Below are 23,350 nucleotides of genomic sequence, written 5' to 3' on the forward strand. Positions count from 1 at the left end.
AAAATGTCCCAGCTAAAAAAACGTTGAAATAGCAAGGTTTTCAAGCGGAAATTGTCTTAAAAAAATTTTTTCTTGGTTTTAAAAAAACGAAAAATAGAAGCCTTGTGAATATGTTTCTAGTATCAATTTCATCTATGATAAACTAATAACAATTTTTTATTATTTCATTAAATAAAGCTATTGTAGAATATCTTAATTAAAGATCATTTTAATCGAACATGAGATAAATCAAAAAGACCTCTCTTCAAGCGTTGAGAGGTCTTCTTCAAATTAGTTAACGGGCATACCCCAGGATTCTTGCAATTTTTCAAGGCCGGATGGATTTGTTACCTTAAGGGTGATTTGTTTGTTGGTGAATTTTTTCTCCATCAAACTATACGAATCTCCGTCCCGCAAGCCTGGCCAATAAACGCTTCCCGCACCGATCGTATTAATTTTTTTGCTCATTGCACGAACGTAGTTAATATCATTCTTGCTCTTTTTTACCGAATAATCCAAGCCGCTTTTCATTGGTGCTCCCCATTCGGTAATGATGGCACGATTGGAGTATTTTCCAATTTCGATTGTTAAAATATTGGACCATCCAGTTTCTGTGAGGGAATTAATATGTACATATCCTGCATAAAACGCATAGCAGTGTACGGCAAGCATTGTACCGTTAAGTCGTTTGTCATCACCTAGAGGATTAATATAAAGTGCTGCCAAACCAATTCCATCAAGAATTACATTTTTCGTCGGAACATTGAAACTTTTTAGCCAATCGTTATAGAGATTACGTAAATCTTTTGTTTTATAGCCGTAGGGTTCATTAATAGGTTCAAAATAACAGTTTGGGTTGTTACCGTATTTTTTGATAACAGTGCTCCACATGCTAAAATATTTTTTGAGATCTTCAGGTTTTCCATTTTTTGGTGGCCAATAGCAAAAAATCACTTTACCTCTCTCTAACGCAGCATCAATGGCCCCAGTATAAGTACCCCAATAATTTGCGACAGTAGCTTCATTAATGGGAAGTCTGACTGTGTTAGCACCAGTTTTATCGAACATCTGCCCAATTATTTGTCGGCCTACTACTTTGGCAGAATCGTATGTATCATTTTTGGTCAATCCACTTACATAAATGACTCCATCAACAAAATTATCGCGCTCATCCGCCCAATTCACACCCCTTATTCCTGCTGACAGTGGTGAAGTTGGTTTATTAACATTGATTATAACAAGATTTAAAAATGCGAAAGAAGAGGCAAAAAGTAAAATAATAGATGCTAAAATACATACTACAATTAAAGTTGCTCTTTTTACTATTTTCAAAATTTCCCCCCTCATCTAATTAATCTTTTGTAAAATTTATTTTTAGAACTTTAATATTATTCTATGAATTATTGAAAAAGAATTAATATAGTCATAGTTTTTTTAAAAAGGTTCATCATAGTGAAAGAAAGATTGCTTCCGGTTAGTCTAAATATGATTAAAGGCTTCTTTTAATGCACTAAATGGCAGGAGAGTTAAATAAAGAATGTTATAATTTAATGAAATGGAAATGTTAAAAATTTCTAATTTTAATCATTAGGGGGTAAGGATGAAAAAAATCTTAATTGTAATAGCGATTTTAATAACGGGGATCGTAGGGATAAAAGGTTATTTTCTTTTTCGTAGTGGATTTGATATAAAAATAAAAAATCAAACAAATAGAAATATAACAGGGATATATTTGACCTATCATAATCTCAAATCTGATATAAAGATCCCTAAAATTGCTTCAAATAAGGACTATAAACTAAAAGTAAATCCATCTAAGAATGTTGGAGAGAGTTCAATGAATCTTAAGTATAAAGACAATAAAGGTAAAGTACATACAGAAACAGTTATTGGGTATTTTGAAGGTGGCTATTCTGGCAATCTTTTAATTACAATAAAATCTGTAGATGAAGATGGAATACTTAAATTTAAAATTAAAGAAGATATTTCTTTATATTAAATTGTTCATTTTTTTCATTTGAATACTATTTAGCAGATCAACAAATATATGAAGAATTGAAAGATATGCATAATAATCTAAGTCTTTTCTTGATCAATTCATTGTTTATACAAAATCTCTTTTTTGAGTTATACAACTAGTAATAGAAGTACGATATATTCTTCCATTCACTGTGATGAATCTGAGGGTTCATGGCTGGCTAACACGTGGATTAGTTGTGTAATTCATAAAATTGGAGGCAACATGACAGATTTAGCAGGAAAACCGATAACTTCAATATTAGCTCAACTAACTTATAGCCCTTTATATATCATCACCGTAATATTAGCACTTGGTGTACTTATTTTCCTTAGAAATGAAAAGGGTTGTTTTGTTTTGGTGGGAAAAGTATGGGCTATATGCCATATTATTAATTACATATTAGCTATCTACTATTATATTGCAAATTCTAACTAGTATTAAAACTGCCCATGATATTTTTAATTGATATAGATGGGGAGCCAAAACAAAAAATTAAGCAGTTTTTTAGATTACATAAGCTTTTTTCGGAGGAATATTAATGCAATTATCATCTAGATTTTCGATTCCAAATTATGTAACAAAGAGGTTTTTTGTTCTTTATAGCATCCCTTTTTTATTAAGCGTTCTCTTGATATTTCTTACTGATCCTTTAAAGGTTGTTGATTTGTTCTATCAAACTTTATATTTATCAATCTTCTACTTAGGACTACCTATAGGAATTGTATTTTTACCTTATTTTGGATATTTTTATTTACTTCAGAAATATTTTAAAGTGACTTATGTAATATCAGTAACTGCCTTAATTACAACAATAATCGCACTAATCTTAGTGTTTATAGTCATTCAAAATACATATAAGTCATATGAAACTCGAAGCTACTTTACAAAAGAAACAACAAGTCAGTTGTCAAAAAAGTCTATTGAATTATTTGAAAAAGAAACAGGTGTTAAAGGAAAAGTAAAAAAAGTAAAGATGATTAGCAGATATAACGACGCCGATAATGGGGACTTTACACTTATTCGAAAAAGATACTATGACATTGAAGTTGTCACGAAAAATCCATCAGATTTACAAAAAATTCCAAGGCGCTATAAATATATAAATGTTGATGGGAAATGGATTTTAAAAAAGAAAAATGAAGAATGGTTCTTAAATTAGGATCATGTTTTTAAGTTTTCAACTGAATACATATTTTACTAATTCAACAAACGCATTCAAAATTTCTAAAAGAACTGAACTTGTTTTAGATGAATCAAGAGAATTTCAATTCCCAACAGAAATAGGAAATTATGTATAAGAAGCAGAATTTGATTCATTAAATAAGGGCAGTTTTGATATTAATTAAACGTAGCAACGCTCAGGATAGACTCTGAGCGTTGTTTCTTTTATTGAACTTACTAACTCATGATTTATATTAATAAAATAGTTTAATAATCTTTCAGTTCTATTTCGTTGGCAGCTTTTGCAATCATTCTCGTAATCATTTTAAACATTCCATTCATTAAGATGGGAATACGTAACATTGCATTGCGTAATAAAATTTTGAAGTTTGATTTTTCAATCATACCTCCAGCAGATAAAAGCCCTATTTTTTGATTTTTTTCAACAAAATTTCTCATCTCTTTTTCATAGGAAATAAAGGCTTTTTTGTAATCACCATTATTAGTTTTTAGTTCTCCTGCAAGTACATATGCGCCAACAAGAGCCAAGCTAGTACCTTGACCTGAAAGAGGGGATGGACAATAAGCAGCATCACCTACTAAAGTAATCCGACCATTTGACCATGTCGGCATGTGAATCTGACAAATTTCATCAAAATAAAAGTCTGTAGAATTAATCAATTTTTGAAGCAAGTTCGGTGTTTCCCAACCCTTCAGTTCTTCGAAAGCATTTTTAATTAGATTCTTTTGTTCTTCCATATTATAACGGTCATAACTCAGTGGCTCAGATTGGAACACTAACATGCCCTTTGCTTCCTTGTTGTCATTTGCGCTATACATTCCAACAGTTTTCCCTGGAACCGTATAAAGAATTTGAGAGTGGTCGAGATTAAGATAATTCTCGAATTCGAAAATTGAGATATAACAACCGAGAGTGCGTTTAAATTGATCTTCGTCACCAAATTTCAACGTACGCACGTTGGAATGGATTCCATCAGCCCCTATTATTAGATCGAATGTATCTGGTTTCCCATAAGTATATTGAACTTCTACCCCTGATATAGATTCATGTATAGAGGTAATTGAATCGCCCCAAATATATGTAACTTTATCCTTGGTCAAATCGAACAAAATGTTACTAAGATTCTCACGCATAATTTCGATATCCATCCCGTGCTGATTACCCATACTTGCTTCACTAATTTTACCTTTAATTTTACCTTTATCATTCACGAAGTAAACACCAGTCAAATGAGTATCTAGTGCACGAACTTGATCAAGAATATCCATTCGATCTAGAACAGAAATTGCTGCGCCACGGATATCGACAGCAAATCCCCCTTGGCGTAACGTTGGAGCTCTTTCGACTACAGTCACCTCGAAACCAAAGCGATGAAGCCAGTAAGCAAGTGCTGGCCCTGCAATGCTTGCACCGGAAATAAGGACACGCATCTTTTGTTTCATAATTTCTTAATCACTCCTAAACTAAATAAATTTAAACGACATAACAACAATATATTCAAAGGATTTTTACTTATGTACTGCCGTAAAATATCAAAATGATTCATGGAGCTAAGAAGAATAGGTTGAATTAAATTGTTATTTCCAAAAATCGGTAAATTAAATGAAGGATTTGGGTGAGAATAAAAGTATGTTTTAACGAGTTTAATTCTTCATTAAATCCAAGGAATGTAATGAACTGAAAAACAAGTATTAGTGGTTATCAATATTTTTGTATGATTTTTCTATTTGAAATTGGGTCTACTTCATTAATTGGTATTACACCTAAAGTTAAACAGGGCGCTTGGATTAGCTTACTCATTAGTCTATTTATTGGCTGTATGGTATTATTTGTACATATGCTCTTAATTAGCTAGGTTCAAAAGAAAATTAAAGAAAAAAATGGAAACTGCACTACATAACGAAAAGGTGCTGTTTCCATTTTTTTGTTACAACAAACTATAATAACATTTGAAGGCTTGTAAGGATTGTTTAAATTTCATTGAAAAAAAGGCGAATTACCCCAAGTTACAGAATATGACTATATAGGTATAATTATTTTATTATTTAAAAAAAGATTTCATAGTAAACTAGTTAATTTTTAGGGGGAGTCAAAGTTGGAATTTAGATTTGCAGGATTTTGGATAAGATTATGCGCATATATAATTGATTATTGTATCATTATTTTATTAGGTTTCATTCTAAGTCCGTTACTTCTTAATTTTTTTACTAACACAAATATTACATACAATTTACTCATTGATCTCATCGGTATTATTTACTTAATGCTTTTGCCAGCTACAAAATTGCAAGGGACAATCGGAAAGTTCACTGTTGGTATTAAAGTAATCAATAAAGATGGTAGTAAGTTATCCGTTTTTGAGGCAATTAGTCGTTGGTTAGCTCAAGTTGTTTCCAGTTTCATTTTATTCATTGGTTATATAATGATTGCTTTTTCAAATAAGAAAACAGCATTACATGATAAGTTAGCCAATACTTATGTAGTGTATAAAAAACAACATATCTAAAGTATGTATAATTGAATAATCTGATCAACCTATGATAATCTGATTGGAGCTTTTTAAAGCTTCAATTTTTTTATTAGAGTTTTTTTAAGGAAGGAAAGGTCATTCCTTTATAGAATTATCAAGTATAATTATTTGTGTAAAACAACAGATTTGCCTAAGCTAAAAAAGAGAGGGGATTTTTCATGACAAATAAAGCAAAGTTAAATGATATTATTGAAGAAATGGGAATGCAAATTGATGGTTATCGTTCATTTATTAATATAAGAACTGGTGAAGTTTTTTCGGTTTCTGAAGATGATCTTATTGATGCCGAAGATGAAAAAACTATGGATGATGATTTACAAGATTGGCAGATAGAAAATTTAGAAATCGCAAATGAAATTGTGGAAAATTATGAGGACTATAAGGAATTACCTTCAAAATATGAAATTGATGAATATAAAATGGTTAAAGACTTTTGTTTAACTGTTAAAGATGTGAAAGTACAAAAAATATTATTTATAACAATCGAAGGAAAAGGCGCATTTAGAAGATTTAAAGATGCAGTTATAGAATTTAATATTGAAATGGATTGGTATAGTTATCGTGACAGACGCTATAAAGACTTAGCAATCGCATGGTGTCAAAATAATGATATCGAGTACATAGATTAGAAAGATAAAAAATAAGGGTTGAGAGATTGTGTGACAGTTTGATTTTCTGGCTGCCTTGTAAGAGGTAAGAAACTGTAAATAAAAAACTTAGAAAATTTTAGTCTAACTAAGAAAAGTATTTTAAATTCTCACTTGATGCTGTAGTATCGATAAGGGCACCTTAAATTAGAAAGGGTGTATAAATTTGTACAGTATCAATCATTTTGAAGTATTTTTATTAACAGGAATTTTGTTAAATCTAATTCCTGGTGCAGACACAATGTATATAGTTGGACGAAGTATTTCTCAAGGTAGAAAAGCTGGTGTGTGTTCCGTTTTAGGGATTATTACAGGATCCTTGATTCATACATTGTTCGTTGCGTTTGGGTTATCGATCATACTCATAAAATCTGTTTTCTTATTTAATGCAATTAAGATTTTAGGTGTTATGTATTTAGTCTATTTGGGGATTCGCATGCTATTGGATAAATCAAATACAGCGTTTCAAGCAACTGAAGTCGATAAATTAAATATTCGCAAAGTATATGTGCAAGGAATTTTGACAAGTATTACAAATCCAAAAGTATCTTTATTTTTTCTTTCGTTTCTTCCTCAGTTCATAGATACAAACGCTTCAGGGCCAATTCCTTTTCTAATCTTAGGACTGACATTTACATTTACGGGTTTGTTATGGTGTTTATTTGTTGCGTATTTTTCTTCGTATTTTACAAAAAAACTAAGAGGAAACCAGAAAATTGGAGTGGTTTTAAACAAAATAACAGGAATGATCTTTATTGGCATGGGGATTAAGCTACTTCAAACAAAAGCTCCTAATTAAACTTATCAAAGCTCAAAGCCCCCCTAAATCAATTAAGTTTAAGCCGAATCAAAATAAAATAAATCCCTTCAGACTTCGCTGAAGGGATTTTTAACGTTTTCTTATGTAATTAGTTTGAACGAAATGCCAGTTTAGTTTAACAACTCGCCATGATTGTTTAATTAGATTGTTGTTAATTCATCGGAGCCAATCTTTTAAAAATAATTAAAGTAATTTCAACCCATAACCAGCAATAAAGAAATGAAAATAAAAAAATTATTAGAACTGTATAGATTGAAAAAGAATCAGAAAATCCCGGACCTAAGACTGGAAAGTGGAAAAAAAATAATAGACTCATAATACCTAACATTAAAAGAGTCGCTCCAGTTGCAATGATCGATAATCTCTTTTTAAAAAAGTGAAAAGCCAAGCCTAAGCCAAGTCCCAATAATCCTGTTGTAAAAGGAAAGACAATAAGTTCAGTTGGCTGAATGATGAATAACAACATGATTGTTAGAAAATAGGACTTTATTCCATCTGTAATGGAAAACATGGAACATAATAGAATAGGTAAAGTGGCGAGTGGACTTAAAAATAATCCTATACCTGGTAATAGGCCACCAGCAGCTTGAAAAAGTGCAGCAATACAAGCAAAAATAGAGGCTAAAATAAATTTCTTGGTTTTATTTTGTTTAGTGAATTTTAGTTGAAACAATCGGACCTCTTCAGTAATCGGTTTGAAAAGATACACTATTTCACCTCATTTAATATACGATCTACATCATTTATATGAGAATAATCAAATTGCAATACGCCAAACATGTTAATGGAGGATTATGAATTATTGATAACAAACACAAATAAATGTATGATAAGTACGTTGAGAATTGCATGAAAATTTCAAAATTGAAGGGAAAAATCTATGAATATTAAAATTGACAAAGAATATGTGCTACAAACTGCTAAACAATTACTAGAGTTTAATAGCCCAAGTGGTTTTTGCTTTGAAATTATGGAGTTAATTCAGTCTTGGACAAATAGTTTAGGGTATGATTTTGAAACGACGAATAAAGGCTGTGGCGTAATCACAATTCCTGGTAAAAGCAATGAGCAAGTCATCGGATTATCAGCACATGTTGATACATTAGGGGCAATGGTTCGATCAATTACTAGTAAAGGTACTTTAAAATTTACAATTATTGGCGGACCAATCGTACCGACACTTGATAGTGAATATTGTCAAATTAGAACGCGTGAAGGAAAAATTTATACAGGTACATTTTTATCTACAAGTCCATCAATTCACGTATTCGAAGACAGTAAAACAAAAAAACGTGACCCAGAAAACATGGAAGTTCGTATTGATGAATGCGTTAAGTCAAAAGAAGATGTATTAAATCTTGGAATTAGCCCAGGAGACTTTATTTTCTTCGACCCGAAAACGACAATTACTGAAAGCGGATTTATAAAATCAAGATTTATTGATGATAAAGCAAGTGTAGCATGCTTAATTGGCTTACTTGAATTATTTAAAAGGGAAAAAATTGTACCTACATATACAACAAAATTATTTATTTCAACGTATGAAGAAGTTGGACATGGCTCTTCTTATATCCCATCTGATATTACTGAATTAATTTCAGTTGACATGGGTTGTATTGGGGATGATTTAAGCTGTACTGAATACGATGTCTCAATTTGTGCAAAAGACTCTGGTGGACCATATGATTACAATATGACAACTGATTTAGTCAACTTAGCAAAAGAAAATGAGCTTAGCTATGCAGTAGATATCTATCCGATGTACGGTTCTGATACAGTTGCTGCTTTACGCGGGGGACAAGATATTCGTGGAGCTTTAATTGGACCAGGTGTACATGCTTCTCATGGTATGGAAAGAACGCACTATAGTGCAATGGAAAATACGATGAAATTATTGTACTTATATTTAACAAAGTAATAAGTGAAAGGGGCTGTCTCACGGACGCCCCTTTTTGTATGAGGTATTTCAAAAGTGTTTTTTATTTTGATTTGAAAAAATGGCTCTTTATTATTGAAAATTGGCTAATTTTTTTGGAATTTTTATTCTATAGAGCATATTTGCTAGTTTTCCATTAGATTGGCTCTGCTATTGTACTAGTTTAAGGCTATAATACCTTAACTGGTATGGGTAATTTTTAAATTTAATTGCGATTTTTTGGGATTTAATTGCGATTCTCTAAATTTAATTGCAGTTTTGCCGATTTTAATTGCGTATATCAGATTTTATTTGCAGTACACTGTTTATTTGTATAGATGAATTCCTTATTTGCAGCTAAGATTTATTTCAAAGCGTATTTACATTATAAAAAAAACGAGAGCTTTATTAAAAAAGTTTGGACACCCCTAATAATTTAATTTTTGAACCCCATTTAATTGACTATCAAATCGGTCTTCACCATTTGTTTTTATATTTTTCTTTAATGTAAATGTATAAAAATAAGCCGAGACTGACTCACGTTTATTTTCTTGGAGTTTGTCTAATAATAATTTTTTTGTACCAGCACCAACAACTCCATCACTAGTTAATCCATTATCTTGTTGAAATGCTCTTACTGCCTGATCAGTGCCTTCAGCAAAGTAGCCATCTACCCCGTTTGTAGAATAACCTAATTTTGTTAATGTATCCTGCAGCCATTCAACCTCTGAACCTACACTTCCAAGTTGTAAACTAGTAGGAATATCCGTGGGTTTTGTTACAACTACACTTCCTGAATCTTCATCAAATAAATGATTTGCTACGGCGATATCTTGGAACGACTGGTTTGATGAAGTGATTAAAACAGTAGCCCCTTTTTGAACACGATCAAATAACCATTCTACTTCTTCATCATACATCCGTACACAGCCGTGACTAGCATAAGTTCCGATAGAACTTGGATTATTATTCCCGTGGATTGCATAGGTTGTACCCCATGTCCCTCTAGCATTTAATCCTAACCACCTATTACCAAGCGGATTCCTCGGATCACCACCGGGAATATTCTCCTTATAATAAGGGCGATTAACAATTTTAACGACGATTTTAAACTTGCCTTCAGGAGTTAAATCCTGACTCTTACCGGTTGCAACTTTAAAAACTTTTACCAATTTACCATTCTCATAAAAAGCTAATCTATTAATCGACTTATTTATAATGATAAATTGCGAAACAGGTTTTGTTTCTGCGGCGATAGACTGAACAAAAGAAGTGCTCAAAAATAATAGAAGTACTATGAAAAAAATAAAACAGCGCTTTAACAACTTTCTCCCCCCAACAATATATAGAAAATACATAGCTTTATATATTATGAAAGGATTGCTTGTCCTATCTAATAAAAATAGGAAAAAAATAGTTTTATTTTAATTAAGCCAAAGTCTGATATTGGGTTAAAGGTATAATATGTTTTAAACATTATTAATATAGAAAAATGTAAATGTTTGCATTAATGAACAATCTTGATAAAATAGAAAATGTAAGCGGTTAAATAGGGTGTATGAAGAAAAACTAGAGCACTTTTGCTACGAAAATATGCACACGATTGCACATCTTTAGCAAAAAGGTTTGAATGATTTGAAATTTCACATACCAAATTATCATTTTTAGAAGAAATCACAATTAAATTTTTTTAGTTTTTAATATTATACATAATCTAGGAGGCAATTTAAATGGAGAAAAAATGGTGGCATAATAGTGTAGTTTATCAAATATATCCTAGAAGTTTTATGGATAGTAACGCTGATGGAATCGGTGATTTAAAAGGAATAATCGAAAAGCTTGATTATTTAAAGCTTTTAGGAATAGATGTTATTTGGTTGAGTCCTGTATATAAATCTCCTAATGATGATAATGGTTATGATATTAGTGATTATTGTGACATTATGGAAGAGTTCGGTACGATGAATGATATGGATGAATTAATTTCTGAAGCGAATAATCGAGGAATTAAAATCGTAATGGATTTAGTCGTGAACCATACATCTGATGAGCATCCGTGGTTCATTGAATCTAGAAAGAGCAAAGATAACACATATAGAGACTATTATGTTTGGAGAAATCCTGTGAATGGAAGTGAACCAAATGACCTTCCTTCTGTATTCAGTGGCAGTGCTTGGGAATATGATGAACAAACTGGACAATACTTCTTGCATTTATTTAGTAAAAGGCAGCCAGATTTAAACTGGGAGAATCCAAAAGTCCACGAAGAAGTATATAATATGATGAACTTCTGGCTTGATAAAGGAATTGGTGGGTTCCGAATGGATGTAATTGATTTAATTGGGAAGATTCCTGATCAAGAGATTACAGCAAATGGTCCAAAGCTACATGAATTCTTACAAGAGATGAATAAAAAGACGTTTGGAAATCACGATGTACTAACTGTTGGTGAAACTTGGGGAGCAACACCAGAAATTGCAAAGCTTTATTCAGATCCTGCCCGGAATGAATTAAGCATGATCTTTCAATTTGAGCATATCGGTCTTGATCAACAAGAAGGTAAAGAAAAATGGGATTTAAAGCCATTAAATTTGTTAGAGCTAAAAGAAGTTTTTAATAAGTGGCAAACTCAGCTTGATGGAAAGGCTTGGAATAGCTTGTTTTGGAACAATCATGATTTACCACGGATTGTTTCTAGATGGGGTAATGATAAAGAATATCGTATTGAAAGTGCGAAAATGCTTGCTACAATCCTTCATTTAATGCAAGGTACACCTTATATTTATCAAGGTGAAGAAATTGGCATGACAAATATTCGATTTGAAAGCATCGATGAATATGACGATATTGAAACGAAAAATATGTATAATGACCGTATTTCAAAAGGATATAAGCATGAAGACATAATGGAATCGATTTATACAAAAGGAAGAGACAATGCACGTACTCCAATGCAATGGAATGGTGAAAAGCATGGAGGTTTTACAAAAGGAAACCCTTGGTTAACAGTAAATCCGAATTTTACTAAAATAAATGTTGAACAATCGATAAACGACTCAAATTCAATTTTTCATCATTATCGCCAGTTAATCCAATTGCGAAAAGAAAATCCTGCTATTGTTTATGGTTCTTTTGAAATGCTTGCTGAAAAGGATGAAAAAGTATTTGCTTATATAAGACAGTTTAATGATGAAAAATTATTAATTGTAGCTAACTTTACAAATGAGGAATCAAATTTTAGTCATACTGATCAATATGATGAAGTAAGTATACTTTTAAGTAATTATAAAGATTCAAGTTTACCGGGTGTGAATACTAGCTTAAGACCGTATGAAGCAATTGTTTATAAAATTAAATAATTAAATTTATTAAAAATAGTTTGACATTTTAAAGCGCACTCGTATATGATAAGAATATCAAATAAGAAGGAGGTAGGTTAACATGATGATTGTAAGAAAATTAAACTGCGAAACATCACAAAATTTCATAATGATTATGAACCCTATCTCTACGCAGGACGGACCACGTTGAAACTTAGATTTCAATTGACGATCTAGCCATGGGTTTATATTCCCCATGGCTTTTTTGTGCCAAAAATAAACAATTCATTTATGTTTTTTTTGGGCGAAACGTTTCTTTATGGCCATGGGGTATGGAAAATATTCCCATGGCCTTTTTGTTGTCAAAAAAAGTGGAGGGTTGCGTAGAGTTAGGTTAATTGATACAAGGGAGGTATAAATTTGTCTCGAATTTTAAAATATGTCTTTAGGCATAAGCTTTCATTTATTATTGGTTCAATTTCAATGGTTTTAGTAATAGGTGTGGATCATTTAATTCCTTATTTACAAATGATTCTAATAGATGATGGTATTACGAAAGGAAAAGCATCAGTAGTAGTACCAGTTATTGGTGGTATTATAGGTGTCACAATCATTAAATCAATTTTTGGTTATGTAAAAGAATATTTATATGACTTAGTAAGTTCAAAGGTACATGAAGATATTAAAAATGATATGTTCAAGCATATTCAAAGCTTTGAGTTTAAGTATTTTGACTCGATGAATACGGGTGAATTACTTTCGAGAATTAATGAAGATGTGGAAAATATCTGGCAAACAATTGCGTTTGGATTAAGATTGTTTGTTGAAAATATTATTTATTTTACTCTTAGTACAGTTATCTTATTTGTAATTAATTGGAAGTTGGCACTTATCTGTTTAGTAATTATGATCCCAATAGGATATATGGGGACGCGTTTAAATCGCTTACTTAATAAAGGTTACGGTAAAATAAGTGACCATACAGCTGAAATCAATACAACAGCTCAACAAAATATTGCGGGCGTAAGATTGGTTAAAGCATTTGCTAGAGAAAAGCATGAGACGTTGAAATTTTTGAAAATGAATCGTGGATATTATGATTTAAATATGGCTCAAGCGAAAACAATGCGTAAATATTTTCCGAATATTGAATTTTTAACAAATATTGCGCTTGTAGCAATGATTATTATCGGTGGATATTTCGTTTTACAAAATAGTATGACGCTAGGTGAATTAGTTGCATTTAGTGGATATATTTGGAACTTAATTTGGCCGATGAGAATGTTAGGCTGGCTAACAGATGTACTTTCTAAAAACCAAGCTTCTGCGAAGAAGATTTTTGAAATTTTAGATCGTAAAACAGCAATTGAAAACAAAGAAGGTGCATTTACACCTAATCTAGTTGACGGTTCAGTGGAATATAAAAATGTGAGCTTTAAATACAATGATGAAATTGTCTTAAAAGATATTAATTTATATATTCCAAGCGGTAGTAAAGTAGCCATTATGGGAACGACAGGTGCTGGGAAATCTTCAATTCTTCATCTAATTGGTCGCTCATACGATGTGGCTGAAGGAGAAGTTCTAGTAGATGGCGTTAATGTTAAAGATTTTAATCTAACATCTTTACGTCAAAATATGTCTCTAGTTTCTCAGGATACATTCCTTTTCTCAGATACGATTGAAAATAATATTAAACTAGGAAACCAAGATGCTACTATGGATGAAATCCGTGAGGCTTGCCGTATTGCATGTTGTCTAGACTTTATTGAAGAGCTAGAAGAAGGATTCAACACGGAAATTGGTGAACGAGGAATTGGTTTATCTGGTGGCCAAAAACAACGTATATCAATTGCCCGCGCATTACTAAGAAATGCTCCAATCCTAATTTTAGATGATGCAACTTCTGCATTAGATATGGAAACGGAGTATGAATTATTACACAATTTAAATAAACGTTTCTCACATAGTACAACATTTATAATTGCACACCGTATTTCAGCAGTGAAAAATGCCGATGTCATTCTATTTGTTGAAAATGGAGAAATAGTTGAAAAAGGAAATCATAAACAATTACTTGATAAAAAGGGTAGATACTTTGAAGTCTACGAAGAACAGTTCAAAGATTTTGAAACAGTAGAAAGCGGGGTGGTCTAATGGCACAAAATACGATAAATCGTGATGAAGACCAACTAAATCGGAGTAAAACCGAGCTTATTCTTAGGCTTGGGACTTATTTAAAACCTTATAAATTAAAAACATTTACCGTTATTTGTTTAATGTTATTTGTAATGGTAATTGGGATATTAAATCCTTATTTACTAAAGGTAGCGATTGATACAAATATTAAAAATCATGACGTAAAAGGACTAATCGTAATTGGTGTTGTATTATTAGCATTAAACTCCGTAGCCATGATTGCTTCAAAAACACGTTGGACGATGATTAGCTCCGTTACGAATAATATTTTAGTAAATATTCGTCATGAGCTTTACACACATATTCAAAAACTATCATTTACGTTTTTTGATAATCGACCAGTAGGAAAAATTTTGGCTCGAGTAATGGGGGATATTAGTGCCCTCCAAAATTTATTTAACCAAAGTATTCAAACATTAATCCCGGAATTACTAAGTTTAGTTTGCGTTACGATCGTAATGTTTATCTTAAATGTTAAACTCGCTATCGCATCTGTATCTATTCTTCCATTTTTGGCAGCTGCAATGTTTTATATTGAAACACGTGCACGTAAAAGATGGGATGATTACCGAAAGAAACGTTCAAATTTAATTGCGTTTATACATGAAGATTTTTCAGGTATAAAAGTAGTTCAATCCTTTGCAAAAGAAAAGGATAAAGAAAAAGACTTCAAAGAAAAGGTTTCTGAATTAATGGGTTCATTCATGAAAGCAGTAAAAATGAATGACTTCTTTTGGCCATTAGTTGAGCTTTCATGGGGTGTTGGTACTGTAATTGTATTTTATGTTGGTTATAAGCTTGTAACTAGTCAAGAAATTGAAGTTGGAACATTAATCGCATTTTCAATGTATATTGGCATGTTCTGGCGTCCAATTATGAACTTATCAAACTTCTATAATACATTAATATCAAACTTCTCGGCAGCTGATCGTATTTTTGACATTATGGATATTGATCCAGAAATTATTAGCGAAGAAAATGCACCTCCAATCGAACGAATTAATGGTGAAGTTCAATTTAGAAATGTGACTTTTGGTTATGATGAAAACTCTACAGTATTAAAAAATGTTAATTTCACAATAAATCCTGGTGAAAAAATTGCATTGGTAGGCGTAACAGGAGCAGGGAAAACAACGATTGTTTCACTTTTAAGCCGATTCTATGATCCTTTAAAAGGTGAAATTTTAGTTGATGGAAACGATATTAAAAAAGTAGATTTAGAATCCTTTAGAAGTCAAATGGGAATTATGCTACAAGATACATTCCTATTCTCAACATCGATTATGGAAAATATTCGATACGGTAAATTAAATGCTACAGATGAAGAAGTAATTGCTGCAGCTAAAGCAGTCCATGCTCACGACTTTATCATTAAAATGGAAAATGGGTATGATACGGATGTAAATGAGAGGGGCTCAAGACTTTCATTAGGTCAAAGACAATTAATCTCGTTTGCTCGTGCTCTACTAGCTGATCCTAGAATTTTGATATTAGATGAAGCTACTTCAAATATCGATACACATACAGAGAAGCTTGTCCAAAATGGTATAGAAAAGCTATTAGAAGGACGTACTTCATTTGTCATTGCCCACCGATTATCTACAATTCGTGACTGCGACAAAATTATGGTAATCGGAAACGGAAATGTCGAGGAAAGCGGTACACATGAAGAGTTATTAGCATTAAAAGGACATTATTATAAGTTATACATGGCGCAATATAGCTTCATTAATGATGGAGCATAATTGATCTGTGTTGTTTAGATTGTGGCTGTCTCAAAAGTCAGGTTAACTGACTAATGGGCAGCCCTTTTTTATTGTAAAATGTATAAGTGCTAAAGATGGGGGTATTTCAACGGCGTTTTTTCATTTGTGGTCGATCTAATTGATCTTTATTAGATATTTTTGCAGGCTCTTATCAAGTTTTTATTCGATACAAGACATATTACAAGTTTTCTATTTGAAATAATCTGCTTGTGGATGTTTTTAGGTCATAATACCTTAACTGGTATGGGTACTTTTTAATTTTAATTGCGATTATTAATGTTTTAATTGCAGTTTTATCAAGTTTAATTGCGATTCTCAAATTTTAATTGCAGTTTTGCCAATTTTAATTGTGATTCTCAGATTTTATTTGCAGTCCACTGTTTAATTGCGATTTTCTAAGACTTATTTGCACCTCCGAGAGGACAACCATTTTTATGCCAAAAATTTAAATTTAGAACTTTGGAAATGAATTATTACGAATTCTTAATATAAGAATTAATTCTATGAATCTTGAAAAGTCAACTTAATATAAGTAGATAAAATATCTTTATTTTCTATTTTTTTCTAATGTTAAAATAATAGTGAATTAATATTTTTGTGAAAATGGAGGTCAAGTATGAAACTTAATTTTGAAATTAATTTGGATGATTATATTGAATTTAATTTACATCATTTAAAACACTCAAAAACTGTTCAAAAGTCGTTAATTAATCAACGAATTGCTGTGAGTTTAATCTATTTAGTAATACCATTTTTAATTTCCTTTCTTTTCAAACAACCGCTTTTTGGTTATTTACTTGCCTTTTCGTTAGCAGCCATTGTTTGGTTCATTTATTTTCCAAAGTATTTCTACCGTTCATCAAAAAACAAAATGATTAAGCATTTAACTGAAAAGAACGATCAATCTTTATTCGGTGAACATTCTCTAAAGGTAGATGAGAATGGAATCAAAGAAATTACACAATCAAGTGTTCATGAAATAAAGTGGGATGATATCGTTCAAATAAAAGGCACGAAGAATTACTTTTATATTTACTTTACAAGTATGCAAGCCATTGTCGTACCACTAGAAGCAATAAAAGATGACATGGAGAGATTATTACAATTTTACAGAAAATATAATATTCAAGTTTTATATTGCTAGTTGAATATTGCATTCTGATCGCTAAAAGTTCAAGTTATTTTTACTTGAGCTTTTTTATTGTTACTTCTCATTCTTAATCAAGAAAGAAGAATTATGATAAAATGTAAAAAAGGGAGGGTACTCACTTGGAGAATTGTGTAAAGGTTTCAGTTCGAACGCTAGTTGAGTATGCTCATACAGCGGGTAGTATCAATGTAACATATAAAAGTTCGGTTCCATTAATTGAAGGAACAAAGGCACACCAAAAAATCCAAAGAGAATATGGTGAACAGGATGTAAAAGAACGACCTATATCCGGCACCATAACATTGGATCAATTGGTGTTTCAAATAGAAGGCCGTTGTGATGGATTATTGATTAATGATAATCAATATATAATAGAAGAAATTAAATCAACATTGAAGGATTTAAATGAAATAAATGAAAATTCATATCCTGTTCATTGGGCTCAAGCAAAAGTTTATGGATATTTTATTTGTGAAGAATTACAGCTTGAAAAGATTACACTTAGACTTACATATATGAATATTTTAACTGAGCAAAAAATAAGCTTCGATCTTTTGTTTACAAAGGATGAATTAACAAATTACTTATACAAAATGCTGGAAATTTATTATCCTTTTGCTAAATGGAAATACGATCATATTGAGTTAAGGAATCAGACAATAAACGAATTGAATTTTCCCTTTCCTTCTTTCAGAAAAGGTCAAAGAAAGTTAGCGGGTGCGGTATATCAAACGATTCAAGAAGGTAATAATTTATTTGCGGTAGCACCAACCGGAATTGGAAAAACGGTTTCAACTATTTTTCCAACGGTTAAAAGTATTGGTGAAAATAGTATAAATCGAATGTTTTACTTAACTTCTAAGACGATTACTAGGACTGTTGCTGAAGAAGCATTTAAGCGAATGACAGATCAAGGACTTTGTATAAAGTGTACGACGATTACAGCTAAAGATAAAATCTGTTTTAAAGAAGAGACGATGTGTCAAAAGGACTATTGTGAATTTGCCAATGGTTATTATGACCGGATAAATGATGCTGTTCTTGATATTCTTTCATCGGAAAAAGCGCTAACCAGGGAGAAAATAGAAGAATATGCACGCAAACATACGGTATGTCCATTTGAATACTCATTAGATTTATTAAATTCTTCAGATGCGATTATTTGCGATGTAAATTATATTTTCGATCCTAGGGTTTCGTTAAAACGATTATTTGATGAACATAAACGAAGTTCAGTTTTATTAATTGATGAAGCTCATAATCTTGTTGATCGTGCAAGAGAAATGTATTCTGCGAGTCTATTCAAATCTAAATTTTTAGAGTTGAAGAATAGGTATAAAAATTTAAAAGATGAACTTTATGCCATAATAAATGAAATAAATAAGCGATTTATTGAATTGAGAAAAAAATGGAAGGACGTAGTAACCCCAGTTTCAAAGGAAATAGATGAGGATTTACTAGAACTTCTACATACATTTAATGAAATCGTAGAAATAAAATTACAGGAAATGGAAGAGGACGAAAATAAACAACTTCTACTTGAAACATATTTTGAGTCACTCAACTTCGTCAAAATCGCGGAGTTTTTTGATGAAAATTATGTATGCTACTATGAACTATATAAAAGTGAAGTTCATTTAAAGTTATTTTGCCTTGATCCTTCTAAAGTAATAAATGACGTCATAAAAAGATTTCGCTCTACAATTTATTTTTCAGCTACTTTAACGCCAATACAATTTTTTCAAGATATGCTTGGTGATCAAAGTCGCGATTATACAATTTCAATCGATTCTCCTTTTCATAGAGAACAACTGGAAGTAACAATTGATCCGCTATCAACTCGATATCAAGATCGTGAAAGAAATTTAGAAAGATTAATTGATTCCGTGTATAAAGAAATTACGAAAAGAAAAGGTAATTATTTAGTTTTTTATCCGTCATATCAATATTTAATTCAAAGTGTTGATTTATTTAAAGAGAAATACCCTAACATAAAAACAATCGTTCAAGAAAATGGTATGACTGAAATTGAACGAGAGGAGTTCCTTTTACAGTTTGATAGTCTAAATGAGGAAACGTTAGTTGGCTTTGCTGTATTAGGTGGCATATTCTCTGAAGGAATCGATTTAAAGGGTGATCGATTAAACGGTGTCGTAGTAGTTGGTGTAGGATTGCCACAGATTTGTTTAGAAAGAAATATTTTAAAGGAGCATTTTAATTCGGTTGGAAAAAATGGGTATTATTATGCATATGTCTTTCCAGGTATGAATAAAGTAATGCAAGCGGGTGGAAGAGTTATCCGATCTGAATCAGATGAAGGGACTTTATTACTAATTGATGATCGATATAAGAGTTCACTTTATCGAAGTTTAGTACCTGAAGAATGGAAGTAAGAGTTAATAATTAAATAATTCAAAAAAAACGATTGATAATAATCAGAGTTTTTAATATACTTACAATATAATTAAATAATCTTATCAAGAGCGGTGGAGGGACTGGCCCGACGAAACCCGGCAACTCTAGTAAATACTAGAAAGTGCTAAATCCTGCAGGTGAAAAACCTGGAAGATAAGAGCGATATGTTTATTTTACAGACATAACCACTTCTTATTTTTTAGGAAGTGGTTTTTTTATTTGACTAAAATGGGGGATTTATAATGACTAACACAAAAGAGGCTTTAAACACGAATAAAAAATCGATTGAAACGGTAGCTGTGCATGGTAGCAAAGGATATGATCCATTAACTGGTGCAATTAGTTATCCAATTTATCAATCTGCTACATTTAAACATGCAGGACTTCATCAATCGACTGGATATGATTATGCAAGATTACAAAATCCAACTCGAGAAGAAGTCGAAAATACTGTTGCAAAATTAGAAAGTGCAAATTATGGTGTTGCATTCGCAACAGGAAATGCAGCCGTTACTGCAGTATTAAGCTTATTTAAAAAGGGTGATCATCTAATTGTTTCAGATGATTTATACGGGGGTACATATCGCTTATTCGAAGAAATTTATTCGCCATATGGACTTGAGCATAATTTTGTTGATACGACTGAAATTGAAAATATTCTTGATGCACTTAAACCGAACACAAAAGGAATTTTTATTGAAACACCTTCAAATCCAATGATGAAAGTAACTGATTTAAAAAGAGTAGTAGAGATTGCAAAAAAACGAGATATTATTGTAATTGTCGATAATACATTTTTAACTCCTTATTTCTTTAGACCAATTGAATTAGGGGCAGATGTTGTTGTTCATAGTGGAACAAAGTATTTAGGTGGTCATAATGATACACTAGCTGGCTTCGTCGTAACGAATTCAGAAAATACGAATGAACGAATTCGCTATTATCAAAAATCAACAGGTGCAACATTAGCTCCATTTGACTCTTGGTTAATCTTAAGAGGTATTAAAACATTGCATTTACGCATGGAATACAGTCAAAAAAATGCGATTGTACTTGCGAAGTTTTTAGAAAATCATCCAAATGTTACTGAAGTATATTATGTAGGATTACCAACGCATAAGGGATATTCAATTATTAAAGAACAGGCAACTGGATTTGGTGCAATGATTTCATTTAAAGTGAAGGATTTAAGTTTAGTTGAACAAGTTTTAGGAAGTGTAAAAGTCATTACATTCGCAGAAAGCTTAGGTGGTGTTGAATCATTAATTACGTATCCACATACGCAAACTCATTCAGAAATGCCAGAGGAATTTAAACGAAAGCTTGGTCTAGATGACCATACACTACGATTATCAGTTGGAATTGAACATATTGATGATTTATTAAATGACTTAGAAAATGCATTGGGGTGATGAGCATGCAATTTGGAACGAAACTAATTCATAACGGAAATGAAATTGATCAGGTGACAGGTGCATTGAGTATACCAATTTATCAGACATCAACATTTCATCAATTTGATATAGAGAATTTTGGTAAGTACGACTATGCGAGAAGTGGAAATCCAACAAGAGAAGCGTTAGAAAATACAATTGCAAAATTAGAAAATGGTGTACGTGGCTTTGCGTTTTCATCAGGAATGGCTGCAATCTCTTCTGTATTATCTTTGTTCTCAGCTGGAGATCATATTGTCATTTGTGAAGATGTTTATGGAGGGACATTTAGAATAGCGACAAAAGTATTAAATCGTTTCGGAATCGATTTTACCTTTGTAGACGCTTCTAATTTACAAGAGATTGAAGCTGGAATAAAGCCAAATACAAAAGGACTTTATTTAGAAACACCTTCTAACCCTCTTTTGAAAATTACTGACTTAAGTAGTGCAATTAAAATTGCAAAAGAAAATGACATCCTTGTCATTGTAGATAATAGTTTTTTATCACCATATTTACAAAGACCATTAGACTTAGGAGCTGATATTGTCGTTCATAGTGCAACAAAGTTTATTGCAGGTCATAGCGATGTAATCGGAGGATTAGCGGTCGTAAATTCAGAAGAACTTGCAAGTGATTTATACACAATCCAAAATTCATTCGGAGCCATCTTAGGTCCACAGGACTGTTGGCTTACATTAAGAGGATTAAAGACCCTAAAAGTTCGTATGGATGCATATGAACAAACTGCATCAAAATTAGCAAACTGGCTTTTAGAACAAGAAGAAGTTGAGGATGTTTATTACCCAGGACTAAAAGGTCATCCTGGTCACGATGTTCATTTTGAGCAGGCTACTGGAGGAGGAGCAGTCCTTTCATTTACACTAAAAACGATTGAACAAACGACAAGTTTCCTTCAATCAGTCGAAAACGTTGCAGTTGCAGTTTCACTAGGTGGAGTTGAGACAATTGTTTCATATCCTGTAAAAATGTCCCATGCTGCAATACCGCTCGATGTTCGTGAACGATTAGGCGTTAAAGATACATTAATAAGAGTGTCCGTTGGTTTAGAAGATATTGAAGACTTGATTGCAAGCTTCCAAAAAGCATTAAAAGCTGGAGCAATAGTAAAGTGAAAGGAATAGGAAAATCCAATAAATAAAATTGTATTTGGCCGAAAAGAATTGAAAAACGAACAATAATTAGATGAAAACGGTAGAATATCCGTTCAATTCGAGAAAAACATTAATCCCACAATGGAATCATATTTCCTTGTGGGATTAATTCACTTTATATTTTTTGATTTTGCGTTACTTTTTTATTTAGTGTAGAAGACTAAGTAAGGAATATTTCCCCATCACCAATTTCCTCTTGAATTACCTCAGATGCACCAATAAGTGCCAATGCGTTCCCAACTATTTGAACTGAATCGGAAAGAACAATTCTTCTTTGTAACTCAAGTAAATCTAATTTATCTGAAGTGAACAATTGCTTAGAAACGAAAAAAGCTACGGATAATTGACCAGCTGTACCAATCCACATTCCCGATATGATATCTCTTTTCCCTTGAAAGATTGGATCTTTGTCGATTGAATATAATTTTGATAATGTAATCGTTTCATATAATTGTGCAACTGCCTTAACCCAAGATGCAGCAACAATTTTTCTCTCAAGACTCGATTGTAATTCCTCATCTTCTAAATTAGTTTTCTGATAATGATCTTTCCCATCCTTTTCCTTTATATTTTCTTCTAGCATCTTTTCCATCTCCAATATAAAATATCTGTTATTTATATAACTATTCAACTTGGTGTGATTGTGATTCTATCTAATAGGATATTTTCGTATTTCAATCATTAACTTCTAGTTAAATTAGGATGAAATCGACAAATTGTTTAATTATAATAGTCTGATGTCAATTAATTGATTTTTAAGTTTGAATTGTCTAATATTGGATAAATAAAGCTAATTTG

General features: G+C 31.7%; 20 protein-coding genes and 1 riboswitch. Of the genes, 15 read left to right on the forward strand and 5 right to left on the reverse strand.

The annotated features are described in order from the left end of the window. Positions 1-270 precede the first annotated feature (270 nt). Complete coding sequence (locus ACFVR2_RS23465) at positions 271-1,311, reverse strand: glycoside hydrolase family 5 protein (protein ID WP_387367565.1); 1,041 nt, start codon at positions 1,309-1,311, stop codon at positions 271-273. 268 nt (positions 1,312-1,579) lie between these two features. Between ACFVR2_RS23465 and ACFVR2_RS23470 the strand changes: the two genes are divergently transcribed. The 3 genes from ACFVR2_RS23470 to ACFVR2_RS23480 all read left to right on the forward strand — a co-directional run bounded on the left by ACFVR2_RS23470 (position 1,580) and on the right by ACFVR2_RS23480 (position 3,158). Continuing rightward, a complete protein-coding gene (locus ACFVR2_RS23470) occupies positions 1,580-1,978 on the forward strand; it encodes a hypothetical protein (RefSeq protein ID WP_387367568.1) in 399 nt (132 codons plus the stop codon). Between the two features lie 243 nt (positions 1,979-2,221). After that, entirely contained in the window at positions 2,222-2,434 is a 213-nt protein-coding gene (locus ACFVR2_RS23475) for a hypothetical protein (RefSeq protein WP_387367571.1), read from the forward strand. Positions 2,435-2,537: 103 nt separating this feature from the next. Continuing rightward, on the forward strand, positions 2,538-3,158 hold the full coding sequence (locus tag ACFVR2_RS23480) for a hypothetical protein (RefSeq protein WP_387367574.1): 621 nt from the start codon (positions 2,538-2,540) through the stop codon (positions 3,156-3,158). Between the two features lie 269 nt (positions 3,159-3,427). Here the strand turns inward: ACFVR2_RS23480 and ACFVR2_RS23485 are convergent, their stop codons facing one another. Then, the gene (locus ACFVR2_RS23485; protein WP_387367577.1) at positions 3,428-4,624 is read right to left on the reverse strand and encodes an FAD-dependent monooxygenase; all 1,197 of its coding nucleotides are present in this window, start codon (positions 4,622-4,624) and stop codon (positions 3,428-3,430) included. Between the two features lie 248 nt (positions 4,625-4,872). Here ACFVR2_RS23485 and ACFVR2_RS23490 point away from each other — a divergent pair, with 248 nt between their 5' ends. From ACFVR2_RS23490 to ACFVR2_RS23505, 4 genes are all read left to right on the forward strand, one after another. Beyond that, complete coding sequence (locus tag ACFVR2_RS23490; RefSeq protein ID WP_387367664.1) at positions 4,873-5,037, forward strand: GerAB/ArcD/ProY family transporter; 165 nt, start codon at positions 4,873-4,875, stop codon at positions 5,035-5,037. A 240-nt stretch (positions 5,038-5,277) separates the two neighbouring features. Further along, positions 5,278-5,688: an RDD family protein gene (locus tag ACFVR2_RS23495; RefSeq protein ID WP_387367580.1), complete on the forward strand. Its 411-nt coding sequence runs from the start codon at positions 5,278-5,280 to the stop codon at positions 5,686-5,688. A gap of 182 nt (positions 5,689-5,870) precedes the next feature. Next, positions 5,871-6,341: a UPF0158 family protein gene (locus ACFVR2_RS23500; protein ID WP_387367583.1), complete on the forward strand. Its 471-nt coding sequence runs from the start codon at positions 5,871-5,873 to the stop codon at positions 6,339-6,341. A 184-nt stretch (positions 6,342-6,525) separates the two neighbouring features. Further along, positions 6,526-7,158, forward strand: a complete 633-nt coding sequence (locus ACFVR2_RS23505) for a LysE family translocator (RefSeq protein WP_387367586.1) — start codon at positions 6,526-6,528, stop codon at positions 7,156-7,158. Positions 7,159-7,330: 172 nt separating this feature from the next. Here the strand turns inward: ACFVR2_RS23505 and ACFVR2_RS23510 are convergent, their stop codons facing one another. Then, positions 7,331-7,888 carry a hypothetical protein gene (locus tag ACFVR2_RS23510; RefSeq protein ID WP_387367589.1) on the reverse strand — a complete coding sequence of 186 codons (558 nt, stop codon included), beginning with the start codon at positions 7,886-7,888 and terminating at the stop codon, positions 7,331-7,333. A 171-nt stretch (positions 7,889-8,059) separates the two neighbouring features. Here ACFVR2_RS23510 and ACFVR2_RS23515 point away from each other — a divergent pair, with 171 nt between their 5' ends. After that, positions 8,060-9,097 carry a M42 family metallopeptidase gene (locus ACFVR2_RS23515; RefSeq protein ID WP_069034425.1) on the forward strand — a complete coding sequence of 346 codons (1,038 nt, stop codon included), beginning with the start codon at positions 8,060-8,062 and terminating at the stop codon, positions 9,095-9,097. Positions 9,098-9,522: 425 nt separating this feature from the next. Here the strand turns inward: ACFVR2_RS23515 and ACFVR2_RS23520 are convergent, their stop codons facing one another. Next, on the reverse strand, positions 9,523-10,419 hold the full coding sequence (locus ACFVR2_RS23520; RefSeq protein ID WP_387367592.1) for a L,D-transpeptidase family protein: 897 nt from the start codon (positions 10,417-10,419) through the stop codon (positions 9,523-9,525). A gap of 405 nt (positions 10,420-10,824) precedes the next feature. On the opposite strand from ACFVR2_RS23520, the gene ACFVR2_RS23525 reads away from it, so the two are divergent. From ACFVR2_RS23525 to ACFVR2_RS23555, 7 genes are all read left to right on the forward strand, one after another. Further along, on the forward strand, positions 10,825-12,453 hold the full coding sequence (locus tag ACFVR2_RS23525; RefSeq protein ID WP_387367595.1) for a glycoside hydrolase family 13 protein: 1,629 nt from the start codon (positions 10,825-10,827) through the stop codon (positions 12,451-12,453). Between the two features lie 381 nt (positions 12,454-12,834). Continuing rightward, positions 12,835-14,571 carry an ABC transporter ATP-binding protein gene (locus ACFVR2_RS23530; RefSeq protein WP_387367598.1) on the forward strand — a complete coding sequence of 579 codons (1,737 nt, stop codon included), beginning with the start codon at positions 12,835-12,837 and terminating at the stop codon, positions 14,569-14,571. Beyond that, positions 14,571-16,358 carry an ABC transporter ATP-binding protein gene (locus ACFVR2_RS23535; protein ID WP_387367601.1) on the forward strand — a complete coding sequence of 596 codons (1,788 nt, stop codon included), beginning with the start codon at positions 14,571-14,573 and terminating at the stop codon, positions 16,356-16,358. Before ACFVR2_RS23530 ends, ACFVR2_RS23535 begins: the two co-directional genes overlap by 1 nt. Positions 16,359-16,995: 637 nt before the next feature. After that, positions 16,996-17,523 (forward strand): YcxB family protein, encoded by a 528-nt coding sequence (locus ACFVR2_RS23540; RefSeq protein ID WP_387367604.1) that lies wholly within the window; start codon positions 16,996-16,998, stop codon positions 17,521-17,523. 125 nt (positions 17,524-17,648) lie between these two features. Then, the gene (locus ACFVR2_RS23545; protein ID WP_387367607.1) at positions 17,649-19,922 is read left to right on the forward strand and encodes an ATP-dependent DNA helicase; all 2,274 of its coding nucleotides are present in this window, start codon (positions 17,649-17,651) and stop codon (positions 19,920-19,922) included. Between the two features lie 78 nt (positions 19,923-20,000). Continuing rightward, positions 20,001-20,104: riboswitch (SAM riboswitch) on the forward strand. Between the two features lie 82 nt (positions 20,105-20,186). Further along, complete coding sequence (locus ACFVR2_RS23550; RefSeq protein ID WP_387367610.1) at positions 20,187-21,356, forward strand: trans-sulfuration enzyme family protein; 1,170 nt, start codon at positions 20,187-20,189, stop codon at positions 21,354-21,356. Between the two features lie 5 nt (positions 21,357-21,361). Next, positions 21,362-22,513: a trans-sulfuration enzyme family protein gene (locus ACFVR2_RS23555; protein ID WP_387367613.1), complete on the forward strand. Its 1,152-nt coding sequence runs from the start codon at positions 21,362-21,364 to the stop codon at positions 22,511-22,513. A 199-nt stretch (positions 22,514-22,712) separates the two neighbouring features. Here the strand turns inward: ACFVR2_RS23555 and ACFVR2_RS23560 are convergent, their stop codons facing one another. Next, positions 22,713-23,135 (reverse strand): hypothetical protein, encoded by a 423-nt coding sequence (locus ACFVR2_RS23560; RefSeq protein WP_387367616.1) that lies wholly within the window; start codon positions 23,133-23,135, stop codon positions 22,713-22,715. Positions 23,136-23,350 lie beyond the last annotated feature (215 nt).

The sequence above is a fragment of the Gottfriedia sp. NPDC057991 genome (genome assembly GCF_042886615.1).
Lineage (GTDB): Bacteria > Bacillota > Bacilli > Bacillales > Bacillaceae_G > Gottfriedia.